Raw genomic sequence first — 15874 nt, forward strand, 5'->3', positions numbered from 1 at the left:
TACCCCTCGCGTGGGCGCGACGGACACCCCCACCGGGACGTATATCGCGCCGCGAGTGCCGGGGACACCCGAGGCGTGGAAACGGCCGTTCACATGAAGTCGGCGATCCCGCTCTGCCTGTTGTGGTCGTTCTCGAATACGGACTCCAGCGCCTTGTTCAGTATCTCCAGGCGCTGTTTCGTGTACGGTCGGGCGCCGTACTCCTCGGCGACGCGTCGGGCGGTCTCCATGTACTTGCTGACCGACCCCTGGTAGACGGTCAGCGAGACCTCGCCGCCGCACTCCCGGCAGTCCCCCGAGAGGGGCATCCGACGGTACTTCTCCCCGCAGTCCCGGCAGCGGGTCTCCTGCCGGGAGAACGCCCGGAGGTTGCCGATGAGGTCCGGGAGGAAGTGGTACTCGATGATGCGCTCGGCCACGTCCGTCTCGTCGACGGCGTGGAGCTTCCGGGCCAGCTCCAGCTGCCCGTCCATCTTCTTGTCCATGTCGTCCAGCGTCTTGTACGCCGACAGGTCCGGTCCGGCCGCGATGTCCGTCGTGTCGTGCGTGTGGTCAAACCCGCGGTACTCGTCGTCCGTCCCGAGGGTCGACTCGGCGATGGGGATGTCCACCTCCTCCGGGTCGGCCATCTCCCGGGTCGCCTCGTAGAACTCGCGGGGGTACGAGGTGGCGATGTCGATGTTGTGGGCCTCGTCGTCGATCTCCGAGGGGTCGATGCGCGAGGACATGACTAACGGCGCGTCCATCGAGTTGTGCGCGTAGAGCCAGTTGGTGGTGAATACGGGGTCACCGCCGACCTGCAGGTCGTAGAGGTAGCCGTCGTAGTCGATTCGTTCGATGTCGGTCACGCGGAGATACGAGAGATCACCGTCCACGAGCGGGCGGAGGTCGTCGAGTCGAGCGCGAGCCCCATCCGGGAGGTCACGTCGCTCGATCTCCTCGATCATCTCGCGGATTTTCCCCAGAGAGACGTTGTCGCGGCGCTTGAGGTACTTGGGAACGGTCTGCTTGATCCCCTCGATATCCATCTCGCGGAGTTCCATCAGTGCGTCCGGGATACGGACGACGAGACTCTTCGGGAGGTATCGCTCCCCATCTTCCAGTACCCGATGGAGCGGGTTGTCCGACGCGCCGCCGGAGGTTGTGACTGTGAATATCGGCTGTCGTGACTCGTCGCGTTCACGTCGAGAGACGTTGGCAACGATACCGAACCGGTGGAGCAGGAGGACGATGCCGTCCTTCACGTCCTCGCTGGTGGTATGGAATGCGACCGTCGTGACATTATCGTCGGTTTTGTCGCTGCCGTCTCCCGCGATGAATCCACGGAGGAAGGATAGTGCGACCTCGTCCGGAGCCCGGAGTATCGCGTCCGGAATCACCTTCTCGCTGGAGTCGTACGAGTCCTCGTCCGCGAATCCAAGGCCGTACAGCACCTCGCGGAAGACGGCCGGGAACTGGAGTTCGTACGCCCCGTTCGACCATCTGACGTGCGGGTCGACACCGAGCGTCTCGCGTGTGATGTCGGCGGCGCGCTCGATGAGGGCCTCGTCGGCGTTGCTGATCGCCGGACAGACACTGGATGTGGACCCCTCCGCGACGAACAGGCCGAGCAGCCACGCGAACTCCTCGTTCACCTCGACGAGCCGGCGGATGCCGTTCGTCGAGCCCCAGAGCGCGATTTCCGCCTCGGCATCCACGGCGAAGTCGCCGTGTTCGAGGATGCGCTCCAATCGGTCGTACGGGATCTTGTCCTTGTCTAGTCGATACGAGAGGCCGTTATCGAACGCAGCGTGGGCCTCGCTTCCGCGGTCGGTCGACTCCCAGACGGTCCGCAACAGGTCCTCGACGTGGTCGTTGATCACCACGTACGGCTCGTCGACGAGTTCGGCGACATCGAGGGTCGTCCATTCTGTCTCGACCTCCAAATCGCGGGGGGCGAGAATCAGGTCACCCTCCGACAGTTCGTCCCCGGCGACCTCCTCGATACCGTTCTCGTATCTGAAGAGGCTATGGTTCGTCGTGATGTCGACGGAACGGCCGAACTGGGTCGAGATTCGCAGGAGTTCCTCGTCGTCGCTCGCCCGGTACCGGATGGCCTTCTCGATAGGGCGGGGGGCCGAGTCGTGGTTCTCATCGAACGCGTACGTCTCCCAGCCCTCGGACAGGCAGGTCCGTTTCTCGAACTTGCCGTCCCGTTCGATCGGGCTCTCGAGTTTATTCCAGAACTCGTCGAACGTGAGGAACTGCGTCTCCCCATCCGGCCCGAACGTGACGAGGCGGGACTCTTCAGCAACGCTCCCGCCACGTTGATCGGGAAGATACGATTTTGAGAAGTTAAGCAGCCCGTCCATGAGCAACATTACACAATCCTCGTCTCCATCGCAGTTACGGCGCTTACTTGCGTGGAAATACGGATGGGCATACCCGACCGCAGCACTCGTGAACCCGACCACCCGCCCGACCACGGCCGCGGAGGTGTGCGGCGCCATCCCGAACACCAGCTCCCCGACCAGATCCTCGCGGGTGCCCACGTCGTAGAACGGCTCCGTGTCGTAGTACTGGGTGAGGAGGTCGTCGACGAAGTCGGCGGTCCGGAGCATATGCTCGGCGGCGCCGTCCGAGAGGACGATGTCCTGGACCTTCAGCTCGACCAGCTGGTCGTCGTGGCGGAGCGGCTCGCCGTCGATATCCTCGTGATAGCCGAGTTCGCGGAAGTCCTCGGCGGTGACGTCGAGTTCCTCCGGCCGGACCGAGGTGACCGGGAGGTCGGTCATGTCGTAGCGGACCGTGCCGTCCTTGAACACGCTCACGCCGTTCTTGGCCCGGAGGATGCCCTTCTGGACGGATTCGGGGACCTTCTCCTTCGAGGTGAGCCCCTTGACGCCCTTCAGGGTCCCGAAGGCGTTCTCGCGCTCGCCGACGCCCGTCATGGCGTTCCGGTACTCGCCGTTGGCGTCGAGCGTGACGTACTGGGTGGGTGAGGCGAGCGTCTCGCAGCGGGGGCACTCCGCACGGCCGGACTCGTCGGGCTCGACCTCCCGGTCGCAGTCCGGACAGACGTAGACGGCGTCGGTGGGGGCGTTGCAGTCCGGGCAGCGGGCGCGGAACGTCTCCGTCGCACAGTCCGGACACGCCCGCCGGCCCAGCTCCACGTCCACGCGGCCCTGCGGGTGCTCCATCGTGGGGGCGTACTTGGCGGCCTCGGCGAACGAGCGGGTGTTCCCGCCGGCCTCGCCGATGGGGAACAGGGTGTGGACCGCCGGCGAGAGGTCACGGCTCTCGGACTTCTCCGGGCGGCCCATCCGCGCGCCGATGCGGGTGGGCGCGCGCTCGCGGAGCCGGAACGGCGCCACCGCGTTGGCCGCCTCGACGGCGTTATCGCCGTCGTCGTGCTGCCGAACCTCGGCCGGCAGGTCGGCGAGCGTCCACGTCCGTTCGAGGGCCGGCGTCAGCCCGAGCGACCGGACGAACGGGAGCGCGTCCGGCACGGTGACGGTGTCCTCACCCTGCGTGTGTGCGACGAGGAGCGTCTCCAGGGCGTCAGTCACCGTCTCCGAGCGGGGGAGCACGAGCGTCCGGCCCTCGGCGCCGTGGCCCCGGCCGTCGTCACGGTCGTCCGGCATCGCTAGCCCGTCGGCCTCGGCCCAGGACGCCTCGCTCGCGGCCGTCGCGAGCGCGTCGAACGCCGCGACGGGGATGTCGTGCCAGCAGTAGGTGTAGGTCGGGTGCAGCGGCGCGTCGTGGGTCGTGGCCCACTCCAGTGCCTCTGCCGCGGCGGGGTGCGCGAGGTCGACGTGCGGGTCGTCCTCCAGGGCCTGCAGGTCCGCGCCCGCGGCGTCCATGTCGTGGCACCACCACTCCACCGTGTAGGAGGCCGGCGCGAGCGGGTGGTTGTTCTCGACGAACTCCCCGTAGTTGACGAGGTACTCGCCGAGGTCGAGGATGGCGTCGACGCCGTTGCGGATCGCCTTGGCCTCGTCGACGTCGTCGACGCGCCGGACCTCGCCGCTAGCCAGCTTGACCGTCGGCCCCTCGATGGTGTCGACGGGGACGATGCCGTGGGCCTTCCCCGGGCGTTCGGTCTTGATCTGCGTGCCGGTGGCGAGGAAGTCGTCGACGAGGTGCATCGTCGCCGGGTGGATGCCGCCGGTCGCGAAGCCGTGGTTGCGCGCCCGTCCGTACCGGAGTCGGAACCCGCCGGGTTCGGAGGGGTGGCCGAACACCGGCCGTCCGGCGATGAGGTCACGCAGGTACTTCTTCGAGGGCTCCGGGCGGGGCGGGCCGGCCGGCGCCTCCTCGGCCGCGCCGGTGTCGACCGCGCCGTCCTCGCCCGACTCGTCCCCGCCGTCCTCGTCGCCGTCGGCCGTGCCGGCCCCGTAGTTCCCGTCGATGAGGTCCTGGAGCCACGGCCAGTCCACCTCGTCCAGGCCGCGGGTGTAGCGCTGGATCTTCGGCGCCTTCAGCGCGATTCCCTCCGCGAGGACGAGACACATCCCGCCGCGGGCGTTGTTGGTGTCGACCCGCTCGAGGTCGCGGAACCCGGAGACCTCCTCGTCGCCCGTGGCCTCCCCGTCGAGCATGATCGGGAGGTGTTCGGCGATGAACCGCGTCTCGGCGTCGCTGGGGGTGTACTGGAGCCCGGTCTCCTTGTCGTAGAGGCCGATCTCCTCGGCGTAGCGCTCGACCTCGTCGCTCCGGGCGCGATACCCCTCGATGCCCAGCAGCGCGCGGGCGTAGTCCGCGACCAGCACGGACAGCGCCTGCGCGGTCCCGCCCGCCGAACGGATGGGGCCGGCGTAGTAGACGTTGACGAACTCCGTCCCGTCGTCGTTCTCCAGCAGCTCGACCCGGTCGATGCCCTCGATGGGGGCCGCGACGACGCCCTCGGTCAGCAGCGCGACCGCCGTGCGGACGGCCCCCTCGACCTTTCCGGCCCGGCCGTCGTAGTCGCCGACGGTGCCGTCGACGAAGTCGGTGACCAGTTCAAGCGCGGCCTCCTCCCGGGACATCTCCCCCTCCAGCTCGCGGACCCGCTCGGCGACGCCGTCGATGCCGAGGATGTTCTCCACCCGGTCGGCCATGTCCCTGGCGACGGGGATCTCGATCTCCTCGGAGGGGTCGCCGCCACGTGCCTTGGCCTCGCGCGCGGCTGCGAAGGCGTCGTCCAACTCGGCCTCGATGCGCTCGAAGTAGCGCTCGTCCTCAGGCCGCATTATCGCCGCCTCCTGTCGTTGTCCTGCATCACGGTTTTCGTGTTCTCCGCAGCTCCCGTCCTCTCTCTACCTGTTTCGACGTATATTCCGGATTTATGCCGGTTATCTCGGCGGATCAGAGGTTGCCCCACAGGTCCAGGTCCGTCGTCCCGTCGTGTTCGCGCACGAGTTCGGTGTCGAACTCCCGGACGTACAGCTCCCCGGCGAAGGTGGTCGCCTCGTTGAGGTGGCCCGCGACACAGGAGCCGTCCTCCCGCGAGAGCACCATGTGCGTGTGGGCGAACCGCTCGCCGTCGCCAGACTGCGTCCGACTGCCTGAGGGACTCCGTCCCTCTCCGTCGAGCCAGGAGACGTTGCCCGTGCAGGAGGCGACCTCCAGCGGCTCGTCGAACCGCTCGGGGTAGTACTCCTGCGTGTCCTGGTCGTAGAAGTAGAGTTCCGCGTCCTGCACGGCGCCGAGGCCGACGAAGAAGGCGGCGTCGATGTCCTCCTCGTCGGCGAAGGCCTCGATCTGCGCGCGCCAGTCCCGGCCGTGGTCGAGTCGGGCGACGTACTCCCGGGCGCCCTCGACCTCGCGGTAATCCATGTCCTGCCGGTGGGTCGGTCCGGGCTAAAAGCGTTCGGTGGCGGAGCGGAAGTGGTCGGCCGTCGCGGCGCCCCTCGCCGGCGTGACTCAGACGACCTCCGAGACCCGCCTGACGGCTGTCTCGATAGCCTCGCGGTCCACGTCCCAGTGCGTGCAGAAGCGGACCTGGTTGTCGTCGAACGGCACGCCCAGCACGCCGACGGACTCACAGCGCTCCAAGAACGCCTCGGCGGGGGCGTCGGTGTCGACGAGCACGATGTTCGTCTCCGGCTCGTGAGCGGCGAGCCCCTTCAGCCGGTCGAGCCCCCGTGCCAGCCGCTCGGCGTTGCGGTGGTCGTCGGCGAGCCGCTCGCGGTTCTCCAGCGCGACCAGCCCCGGGGCCGCGACCATCCCCGCCTGGCGCATCCCGCCGCCGAACAGCTTGCGGACGCGGCGCGCGTCGTCGATGAACGCGGCATCGCCGGCCAGTACCGAACCGACGGGCGCGCCCAGCCCCTTCGAGAGACAGCACATCGCGGAGTCGACCGAGCGGGTCAGCTCGGCGACGGGGACGTCGAGCGCGGCGGCGGCGTTGCACAGCCGCGCGCCGTCGAGGTGGACCGGCACGTCGTGTTCGTGGGCGGCCTCGGCGGCCGCGTCGATACGCTCGGGTGCGATGGCGGTTCCGCCCTTCGAGTTGTGCGTGTTCTCCACGCAGACCAGGCCGGTGCCGGGACGGTGGCCGTCGGCCGCGACGTGGCCCTCGTGGACGGCGTCCGGCCGCACGATGCCGCGGTCGCCGCCGTCGATGGTGCGGGCCTGGAGCCCGGCGTGCTGGGCGAACCCGCCGAGCTCCCACTTGTAAATGTGGCTCTCGCGCTCGACCAGCACCTCCTCGCCGCGGTCGGTGTGGGTGCGCGCGGCGACCTGGTTTCCCATCGTCCCGGTCGGGACGTACAGCGCGGCCTCGAAGCCGAGGACGTCGGCCGCGCGGGCCTCCAGCTCGTTCACTGTCGGGTCCTCGCGATAGACGTCGTCGCCGACGGCGGCGTCGCGGGCGGCCTCGCGCATGGCGTCGCTGGGTCGGGTGACCGTGTCCGACCGGAGGTCGATGGCGTCGTCGGAGTCGGCCATACCACCCGTTCCGGGCCGAACGTCATAGAGCCAGCGGCTGCGCGCCCCGCGGCGGCCCCGGCCCCCGAAGCCCCACCCAGCCCGCCGCACCCGTTGTGCCTTTGTACCTCCGCACGGGAGTCGGAGGTATGGACACGTTCGAGGCGCCGGCCGACACCGGCGTCCCCCGTGGCCGGTTCGGGTTCGACCACCAACCGGTCACGGACCAGTCGTTCGAGAACGCGCTCGCGAAGGCCCGTTCCCGCGAGCGCCTCGACGTCGACGACGCGGTCGAGCTCCTCACCACGGGCACCGACGACGACGGCATCGACCACGCCCGCAAGGAGCTCGTTCTGGAGGCCGCGGACCGGCGCCGTGCCGAGGTCGTCGGTGACGAGGTCACCTTCGTCGCCAACCTCAACAACAACGTCACGACCGCCTGCAACACCGGCTGTCTGTTCTGCAACTTCAAGGACACCGCCGCCAACTTCGAGACCGACAGCGGGGTCGAGCACGCCGGGTTCACGAAGACGCCCGCGGAGTCCCGCGCGGCCGTCCGGGACGCCCTGGAGCGGGGCGTCTACGAGGTCACCTCCGTCTCCGGGCTCCACCCCGCGTTCGCGCTCGATGCCGACCACCACGAGGCGCTCGCCGCCCACGACGACCCTGCCAGCGAGGTCAACTACAAGCCGCCCGAGCGGTACGACACCGACCCCGGCACCTACCTCGAGCAGATGCGCGCGATGTCCGTCGACGGCGCCCACCTCCACTCCATCACCCCGGAGGAGGCCTACCACGCCAAGCGCGGCACTGACCGCTCCTACCGCGAGACCTACCGCCGACTCCGCGACGCCGGTCTCGACAGCGTCCCCGGGACGGCGGCGGAGATCCTGGTCGACGAGGTCCGGGACGTCATCTGCCCCGGCAAGATCGGCACCGGGGGCTGGCTCGACGCGATGGAGGCTGCCGCCGCCGCCGGCCTCCCCACGACCGCGACGGTCATGTACGGCCACGTCGAGAACGAGGCCCACCGCGCGCGCCACCTCCAGCGGGTCCGGGACCTGCAGGACCGGACCGGCGCCATCACGGAGTTCGTCCCCCTCACCTTCATCCACCGGACGACGCCGCTGTACGAGCGCGGCGTCGTCGACGGGGGCGCCACCACGACGGAGGACGAACTGATGATCGCCGTCTCCCGGCTCTTCCTCGACAACGTCGACCACATCCAGTCCTCCTGGGTGAAGTACGGCGACGAGCAGGGCCTGAAGATGCTCTCCTGCGGTGCCGACGACTTCATGGGGACCATCCTCTCCGAGGAGATCACCAGGCGGGCCGGCGGGGACCACGGCCAGTTCCGGTCGTTCGAGGAGTACGCCCGGATGATCCGCGCGGTCGGCCGGACCCCCGTCGAGCGGTCGACGGACTACGAGCAGCGCCGTGTCCTCCCCGACGAGGGGACCCACGGCCCCCGACTCGGCCCGAACGCCGACGGGACACCGCTGCTGGGCCCCGAGCGCGACCCGACCAGCGGGGCCGCCAGCGCCGACGACTGAGCGTGCGAGCCGGGGACGCCCCTCCCGTGTGGCTATCTATCGAGAACGTCGCATGAGCGGATAGTGCGGGCCATGAATACGCCCGTCCGGACTCCCGACGGCGTATCGGTCCGGAACCGGCGACGTTCAGTCCCCGGCGACGCCCGCCTGACCTCCGGCCAGCACCCTCCGGTAGCGCGCGCCGGCGTCGTCCTCGGCCCGCAGCGCACGGCGGACCGGCGGTGCCACCCACGCGCGGCCCTCCTCACCGAGGAACCGTTCGTAGACGGGGAGCCGCTCGCGCAGCGGGACGCCGCCGACCTCGGCGACGGCCTCCAGCTCGCGGAGCTCGGGCCACTCGTAGTCCGGGTTGATATGGTCGACGGTGACCGGCGAGACGCCGCCGAGGTCGTCGATGCCGCAGTCGAGCAGCTCCCGGACGGGGGCGAGGTTGGGCGGGGCCTGGATGCTCACCTCGGGGGGGAGGCAGAACCGGGCCATTGCGACCGCGTGGCGCAGCTCCGCGAGGTCCGGCTCGCCGCCGCGCCAGCGCTCGTTCTCGGTCACGGGCTGGACGATGATCTCCTGGACGTGGCCGTACCGCTCGTGCAGATCGCGGATGGCGAGCAGCGATATCGCGCGGTCGCGCCGGGACTCCCCGATGCCGACGAGGATGCCCGTGGTGAACGGCACGCCCAGCTCGCCCGCGGTGCGGATGGTGCGGAGCCGTTGCCCCGGGTTCTTCGCTCGCGGGCCGCCGTGGGGGCGCACGTCCGCAGTCGTCTCCAGCATGACCCCCATCGAGGCGTTCACGTCCGCGACGGCGGCCATCTGCTCGCGGGTCTGGTCGCCCGGGTTCGAGTGCGGCAGCAGCCCGGCGTCCAGCGCGATCTCGCAGGCCTCGCGGAGGTACGTGTGGATGGAGTCGTGGCCCCACTCCCGGAGCTGGTCGTGGACGGCGTCGTAGCGGTCGTCGGGGTCGTCGCCGAAGGTGAACAGCGCCTCCGTGCAGCCCGCGCGGGCGCCGCGCTCGACGGTCTCGCGGATCCCGGCGGGCGACATCAGGCTCGCCTCCCCGGGCGGGTCGTAGTAGGTGCAGTAGCTGCAGGTGTAGCGGCAGGCGGTCGTCAGCGGCAGGAAGACGTTCCGGGCGAAGCTCAACTCGGGCGCGGCGGCGACGTCCGCGGGCGTCGTCCCCAGCAGCCGCTCGACGGCAGCCTCGCGGACGTCGACCGACACGCCGTACGCCTCCGTCCCGGGTATCGATACCACGTCGCTGCATCGGGTGGCGACCGACTAAACGGTTCCGTGTCAAAAAGGGGCGACCGGGTGGCCCGGCACGTCGGGTGCCCTCAGCTACTCTCCCGGGCCACTTCCCGGCACACCGCGCGAGCAGTGCTCACGCGATTCTGTGTCGGACGGCGGGCGGCAAAACCCTTGGCCACGTGGTAGTATCCGCCACCGTCCCGTCAGCGGTCCCGGACGGCCGTTACGCGGCCGTCGCCGGTATCGACGGTGATGCCGGCCTCGCGGAGCCAGACGGCCGATTCCGTCCCCCGGGCGTGCAACAGCACCTCGACGAGGTCCGCGGGTTCGTCGACGTCCGTGGCCAGCCGGAAGGAGTCGACCGTCGCCAGCTCGAGGCCCCCCCGACGCGCCGCCTCGCGGTGGTCCCGGCAGGAGGTGCCGTGGTAGTCGACCCGGAACGTCGGGTCGCACACGCAGAGCGCGTTCGTCCCGCCGGCGCGGCCGGGGGCCATCGTCACGTCGGCGGCCCCGGACAGCAGCCGCCGGAGCGCCCCGGGGGTCGCCAGCGGCAGGTCCGCCATGACCACCCCTACCGGCCCGGCCGGCGAGGGGCCCGGCGGTTCGACCTCGCCGACGGTGTCCCCGGCCAGCCGCGCGTTCACCGCCGTTGTCAGCGACCGGTCGTCGACGGCGACCGGTGCCGGGGTGTCGACCGGGGCGGTCGCGAGGACGGTATGGTCGACGCCCAGCTCCCGGAGGGCGGCGAGCACGTCCGTCAGCATCGTCCGGGCGAGGGCCTCGCGCTCGGCACGGTCGAGCAGCGGGGAGAGCCGCGTCTTCGGGTCGACGGCGTCGAACGGGACGATGACGTGCGGGTCGGCGTCGGTCACGTCCCCGGAGTGGGGGTGGAGCCCCTTAGAACAGCGGTTCCAGCTCGTCGTCGTTGTCGTTGACGAGCTGGTCGAGGTTCTCCGCGGAGGCGTCGCGGAGGTCGTCGATGTTCTCCTGGGCCTCGACGGCGACCTGCTGGAGCTCCTTGATGCGCGGGACGTTCGTCACACCCGACAGCAGGACGACGGAGGCGACCTTCTCGGAGCGGGACCGCGGGTAGTCCCCACCCCGAACCTCCATCGAGCCGGTCTCGTCCTCGACCCATTTCCGCCCGCGCTCTATCCCCTTCCGGTTGAGGTATTTGGGCGGGCCGGCGAGCACGAGCAGCGCCCGTTCGGTGCCGCCGACCTCGCAGGGGAGGGTGAGCCGTCCCAGCGTCCCCTTCCGGACGAGCGAGGTGATGCGGTTGGTGGTCGAGGTGGAGTCGACCTCCTCCTCGGCCTCGCCGGTGAGCTTCGAGAGGAGGCCGCCCTTCCGCTCGCGGTCGAGCGTCTCGCTGGCGTAACCGACCGTCGAGACGCCGCCGCAGGCGAGCGTGTTGATCACCTCCGAGGAGTCGACGACGGACTCGGCGACCTCGCCGCCCTCGCGTATCTCGCCGGCGCCGAACAGGATGCCGAACCGCTCGACGATCTCCCGGTTGATCTCCGCGTAGCCCGACTCGACGGACTCGCCGGACTGGCGCCAGTTGTCGTTGTCGAACACCAGCAGGTTGTCCGTCTCGCGGACGAACGTCTGGAACGAGCGCGCGGCGTTCAGCGTGTAGATGCCGCCCTCCTCGCTCCCGGGGAGGATTCCCAGCGCGTACACGGGCTCCGTGTAGATGCGCTTGAGATGTTTCGCGAGGACGGGGCCGCCGCCCGAGCCCGTGCCGCCACCCAGCCCCGCGATGATGAGGAACGCGTCAACCTCGTGGACGGGGATGTTGTCGATGGCGGACTGGACCTCGTCGATGTCCTCCTCGGCGACCTCGGCGCCGAGTTCGTTGTCGGCGCCGACCCCGTGACCCTTCACCCGGGCTTGGCCGATGAGTACCCGATTCTCCTCGGGGATGTTCTCCAGCCCCATCAGGTCGGCCTTGGCGGTGTTGACCGCGACGGCCGCGCGGACGATCTCGCTGCCCTGTTCGCGGTCGTACTCGAGGAACCGGTCGAGTACCTTCCCGCCCGCCTGACCGAAGCCGATCATCGCGAGTTTCATCTGACGGTCACTACCTCAGAAGCGGACGCGGGTGTAGGATAAGCTTTCGGCCGAAACAGGTCCGCTACGGCTCTCTGTGCGGCGTGCGTCAGACGCCCGCACGCCCCGTCGAGCGCGCCCGACGGCCGGAGGCTCCGGGCGGGTCACGCGGTCGCCCGGCCGTCGCCCTCGGCGAGAGCGGCGTCGACCCCGAGGTAGTCGGCCAGCGTCCGCAGGTCCGACGGCTCGAAGCCGAAGACGCCGATGTCGTTGTCGTCGGTGGTGTTGTCGAACTTGAGCGAGCGGAACTGGTCGCCGCCCATCGGCGCGCCCGGCAGCGACCCGAGCGTCTTCAGCCCGATGCCCGCGAGCGCCATCGGGACGTTGACGACGCTGATGGGCTTGTTGTCGGCGGCGTGGGCTAGTCGCGCGACCTGCGCGAGCGTCAGTACCTCGGGGCCGCCGACCTCGTAGGTCGCGCCGACGTGTGGGTCAGCGCGGGCGGCCTCGGCCTCCTCGATGCGTCGGATGGCGGGGGTCGGGCCGTCGTCCGATTCGTCCTCGGGCACCTCGCCCTCGACGGCCATCCGCAGCATCGGCACGAGGTCGCCGACCCAGACCGGCTGGAAGCGGGTCTTCCCCCCGCCCGGCAGCGGCGTGAAGTACGGCGGCGCCAGCAGCTTCGTGAACGGGACGAACTCGCCGCCGTCGCCGAACACGACGGAGGGCCGGAAGATGGTCCAGTCCACGTCGGCGTCGCGGGTGGCCCGTTCGGCCTGCCCCTTCGCGCGGATGTAGTGGGTGTCGCCGTCCGGGTCGGCACCCAGCGCGCTCATCTGGACGAACTTCCCCACGCCGTGTGCCTCGGCCGCCTGCAGGCAGTTCTCCGTCCCGCCGAGGTGGACCTCGGAGTGCCGCTCGTCACCGCCGCTGGGCTTGAACAGCGGCGAGAGCGCCACGAGGTTGACCACGACGTCCCGGTCCGCGAAGGCGGGCTCGATGGAGTCGTACGCCGTCACGTCGCCGACCACCGTCTCCACCTCCGGATGCAGGTCGGCCTCGTCCGGCGTGCGGGCCAGCGCGGTCACGTCGTGGCCCGCTCGGGCGAGCGCCCGCGTCAGATGCTGGCCGACGAAGCCGGTGCCGCCGGTGACTAGTACGTTCATACGTGGGGATCCGTCGGCGAGCGACGTAAAGCCACCCGAATCGGGGCGCCCCGTGCCGGCGGGACTACCGTCCGACCGTCGGCGGCGAGGGCTCCGCCGGCGGTCGGACGGCGACCGTCGCCCAACAGTCCGGGCAGACGAGCCGCGTTCCGTCCGTCTGCTCGACCCGGACCCAGTCCCCGTCGACGTGGCTCCGGTGGGGACACTCGGGACAGAACAACGTCGCCTTGACCGGCGGGGAGGTCACTGACATAACATTACGAACGAAGTCTTTCAGCGGCAAGAGTGTTCCGTACTAGTAGCGTATTACAACGGAACTGCCCCAATACTCGAGCGTAACGGGAAGAATAACACGGACATTCATCGAAAGTCCCGAACCGGACGGGCGATGCGGGGGGCACGTCCCGCGTCGCGCGGAGGGACCGACTCAGTCGTTCGCCGCCGGCGAACCGCTCTGGGGCGTCGTCCCGGGCTCCGGCCGGCGAGTCTGACGGAGAGCCGCCCGCTGGCAGGCGACGCCGAGCGCGACACCGGTGGCCAGGGCGGCCGCGCCGACCCCGACCCCGAGCAGGAGCAGCGTCCGGGCGACGCCGAACGGGACGACGACGGCGAGCGCCGAGAGCACGCCGAGCGCGGCGCCCGCGGGGAGCGTCGTCGCCGCGACCGGCGGAACGCCCACAGGGAGCGTCCGGACGCAGCGCGCCACCGCCCGGACCTGGACCGCGTAGCCGACCAGGAAGGCGAGGGCGCAGGCCACGCCTGCGCCGAGCGCGACCGTTCCCATGAGGGTCTCGCCGACGAACAGCAGCACCGCCAGCCCGTCAGCGGCGACCGCTGCGCCGATGGTGCCCCCGCGGAGGGTGGACCGGACCTGATGGAGGTCCGCGGCGTCCAGCGGCTCGCCGCCGCCGGCGAGCACTGCCGGCACCTGCGAGCCCCGCACGGCGTGGAGCCAGCCGATGCGGTCGTGGTCCGGGCGGAGAGCCATGCTACCAGTACCAACTCGCCCGAAGGATAAGGTCGTTACGCGGCGCATATCTGGTGCGTTAACCCGGCGCGGAGCGGTGGCTTTTCGCCTCGCGGCCGCGGAGGGCCGGTATGCTCATCACGCTCGAGGGGATCGACGGCGCGGGGAAGTCGACGGTCCACGAGGCGCTCCGGGACCACGACGCCCTCGACGGGGCCGTCTTCACCCACGAGCCGACCGACTCGTGGTACGGCGAGGCCGTCCGCCGGTCGCTCGGCGACGGCGACGCCGACCCGCTCGCCGAACTCTTCCTCTACACCGCCGACCACGCCGACCACCTCGCGAACGTCGTCCGGCCGGCGCTCGCCGAGGGCCGCGTCGTCGTCTCCGACCGCTACGTCGACTCGCGCTACGCCTACCAGGGCGCCGCCCTCGACGGGGAACTCGACCGCCCGCTGGAGTACGTTCGGGGTATCCACGAGGCGTTCACCCGCTCGCCCGACGCGACACTCTACCTCGACGTGGACCCGCGCAGCGGCGCCGAGCGCGCGGGTGCCTCGGACAAGTTCGAGACCGCCGGCCATCTCGCCGCCGTCCAGGCGAACTACGAGCGGCTCATCGAGGCCGAACCGGAGCGGTTCGTCCGTATCGACGCCACCCGCCCGCCGGAGGACGTCGTCGCGGCCGCGGAGGGCGCCATCGACCGCATCATCGCCGGGCGGGGCTGACCGGCGCGCCGCCGCCGGACCGACAGCCCGAAGCCGCCCGCCGACCGACGGTCGGGTATGGCACGGAGCATCCTCGGCACTCTCGGGCTCGCGCTCACGCTGGCCTTCGCACTGCCGGTGGCGTATCTCGGCGCCGAGTTCCTGCTCGACGGCCGGACCGTCCAGGGACTGCTCTTCCTCGGTCTCGCGGCGCTGATGGTCGGCGTCGAGCGGTACGTCACCACCCCCATGGACCTGCCCGGGGAGATCGCCGGCCGGGTGCTCGGCGGCATGGTCAAGGAGCCCTCCGACGAGCCCGATACCGCGGACAGGGGCGCTCGACCGGAAACGGGGGGCGGCGAGGCGACCGCACCCGACGACGGAGGTGCGGACGGCGCCGCGGACCCGGGCGACGACGAGGTGCTCATCCCGGACGCGGAGAGCGACCGGCCGCAGTCGTAATCGAGCTGTTCTGCTGATTTACGGTGAGTGTTCGAGTTCGTCGATATGTTCCGGCCTTGAGAGATGAACACTCTATCTTCGTGCGAAACCGGGACTGCTGATGGATTATGGGTGGCGCGGCCACGTCCAACGACACCCCAAGACCGATACCGCTGGATCGCCCGGTCGGCGGTGATGGTCGAGAAGCGAGCGGTGCGGCAGGCCTACGACGAGATGGCGCGGGCCTACGACGCGGCCCGCACCCGGGACGGCCGCGGACTGTCGGTGCTCGAGTCGTTCCTCGAGTTCGGCCCGGAGCGGGTGCTCGACGCCGGTTGCGGCGGCGGACAGCCGGTGCTCGACCGGCTCGACGACGCGGCGACGGCCGTGGGGCTGGACGCCTCGGGCGAGCAGCTGCGACTGGCCGCCGACCGGGTGCCGGGCGCGGCGCTCGCGGCGGGAGACATGACGCGCCTCCCGTTCGCCGACGACACGTTCGATGCCGTCGTCGCGTACTGGTCGCTCATCCACGTCCCGCTGGCGGAGCACGGGACCGCCATCGAGGCGTTCGCGCGGGTGCTCCGGCCCGGCGGCCGGGTGCTGGTCTGTGAGGGGCGCGAGGAGTGGGTCGGCGAGAACCCGGACTGGCTCGACAGCGGCGTCGGGATGGCCTGGGAGATCGCCGGCCTGGAGGCGACTCGGGCGCAACTGCGGGCGGCGGGGTTCACCCTCGCCCGGGAGTGGGGCGTCCCCGACAGCCTCGACGACTCCGAGGCGGACGCGTGGGTGTTCCTGGAGGGGCGGCTCGACGGGGCGTGACCGCTCGACCGGACGCACGGGATAAGGGTCAAG

The 15874-nt window shown here is 70.5% G+C and carries 13 protein-coding genes; 4 read left to right on the forward strand and 9 right to left on the reverse strand.

Annotation, left to right across the window (positions count from 1 at the left end; genetic code table 11):
- Positions 1-89: 89 nt before the first annotated feature.
- The 3 genes from DP107_RS13510 to DP107_RS13520 form a co-directional block, all read right to left on the reverse strand.
- Positions 90-5213, reverse strand: coding sequence for a DNA polymerase II large subunit (locus tag DP107_RS13510; RefSeq protein WP_144262677.1), 5124 nt, complete (start codon positions 5211-5213; stop codon positions 90-92).
- Between the two features lie 115 nt (positions 5214-5328).
- Complete coding sequence (locus DP107_RS13515) at positions 5329-5799, reverse strand: PPC domain-containing DNA-binding protein (protein WP_144262678.1); 471 nt, start codon at positions 5797-5799, stop codon at positions 5329-5331.
- Between the two features lie 87 nt (positions 5800-5886).
- Entirely contained in the window at positions 5887-6912 is a 1026-nt protein-coding gene (locus tag DP107_RS13520; RefSeq protein ID WP_144262679.1) for a threonine aldolase family protein, read from the reverse strand.
- A 128-nt stretch (positions 6913-7040) separates the two neighbouring features.
- Between DP107_RS13520 and cofH the strand changes: the two genes are divergently transcribed.
- On the forward strand, positions 7041-8444 hold the full coding sequence (gene cofH / locus DP107_RS13525; protein ID WP_144262680.1) for a 7,8-didemethyl-8-hydroxy-5-deazariboflavin synthase subunit CofH: 1404 nt from the start codon (positions 7041-7043) through the stop codon (positions 8442-8444).
- Positions 8445-8570: 126 nt separating this feature from the next.
- Here cofH and cofG read toward each other — a convergent pair whose 3' ends face one another.
- The 6 genes from cofG to DP107_RS13555 all read right to left on the reverse strand — a co-directional run bounded on the left by cofG (position 8571) and on the right by DP107_RS13555 (position 13895).
- Complete coding sequence (gene cofG / locus DP107_RS13530; protein WP_144262681.1) at positions 8571-9695, reverse strand: 7,8-didemethyl-8-hydroxy-5-deazariboflavin synthase subunit CofG; 1125 nt, start codon at positions 9693-9695, stop codon at positions 8571-8573.
- 197 nt (positions 9696-9892) lie between these two features.
- Positions 9893-10561, reverse strand: a complete 669-nt coding sequence (gene cofC / locus DP107_RS13535; RefSeq protein WP_144262682.1) for a 2-phospho-L-lactate guanylyltransferase — start codon at positions 10559-10561, stop codon at positions 9893-9895.
- Between the two features lie 25 nt (positions 10562-10586).
- Complete coding sequence (locus DP107_RS13540) at positions 10587-11762, reverse strand: tubulin/FtsZ family protein (RefSeq protein WP_144262683.1); 1176 nt, start codon at positions 11760-11762, stop codon at positions 10587-10589.
- A gap of 143 nt (positions 11763-11905) precedes the next feature.
- Positions 11906-12907 (reverse strand): complex I NDUFA9 subunit family protein, encoded by a 1002-nt coding sequence (locus DP107_RS13545; protein ID WP_144262684.1) that lies wholly within the window; start codon positions 12905-12907, stop codon positions 11906-11908.
- A 64-nt stretch (positions 12908-12971) separates the two neighbouring features.
- Positions 12972-13160, reverse strand: a complete 189-nt coding sequence (locus DP107_RS13550; protein WP_144262685.1) for a hypothetical protein — start codon at positions 13158-13160, stop codon at positions 12972-12974.
- 174 nt (positions 13161-13334) lie between these two features.
- Entirely contained in the window at positions 13335-13895 is a 561-nt protein-coding gene (locus tag DP107_RS13555; RefSeq protein ID WP_144262686.1) for a hypothetical protein, read from the reverse strand.
- 110 nt (positions 13896-14005) lie between these two features.
- Between DP107_RS13555 and tmk the strand changes: the two genes are divergently transcribed.
- From tmk to DP107_RS13570, 3 genes are all read left to right on the forward strand, one after another.
- On the forward strand, positions 14006-14602 hold the full coding sequence (tmk, locus tag DP107_RS13560; protein WP_144262687.1) for a dTMP kinase: 597 nt from the start codon (positions 14006-14008) through the stop codon (positions 14600-14602).
- Positions 14603-14659: 57 nt separating this feature from the next.
- Positions 14660-15043, forward strand: coding sequence for a DUF7533 family protein (locus DP107_RS13565; RefSeq protein WP_144262688.1), 384 nt, complete (start codon positions 14660-14662; stop codon positions 15041-15043).
- Positions 15044-15217: 174 nt separating this feature from the next.
- The gene (locus DP107_RS13570) at positions 15218-15841 is read left to right on the forward strand and encodes a class I SAM-dependent methyltransferase (RefSeq protein ID WP_144262689.1); all 624 of its coding nucleotides are present in this window, start codon (positions 15218-15220) and stop codon (positions 15839-15841) included.
- Positions 15842-15874 lie beyond the last annotated feature (33 nt).

It is taken from the genome of Haloglomus irregulare, assembly GCF_007421925.1.
Classification (GTDB): domain Archaea; phylum Halobacteriota; class Halobacteria; order Halobacteriales; family Haloarculaceae; genus Haloglomus; species Haloglomus irregulare.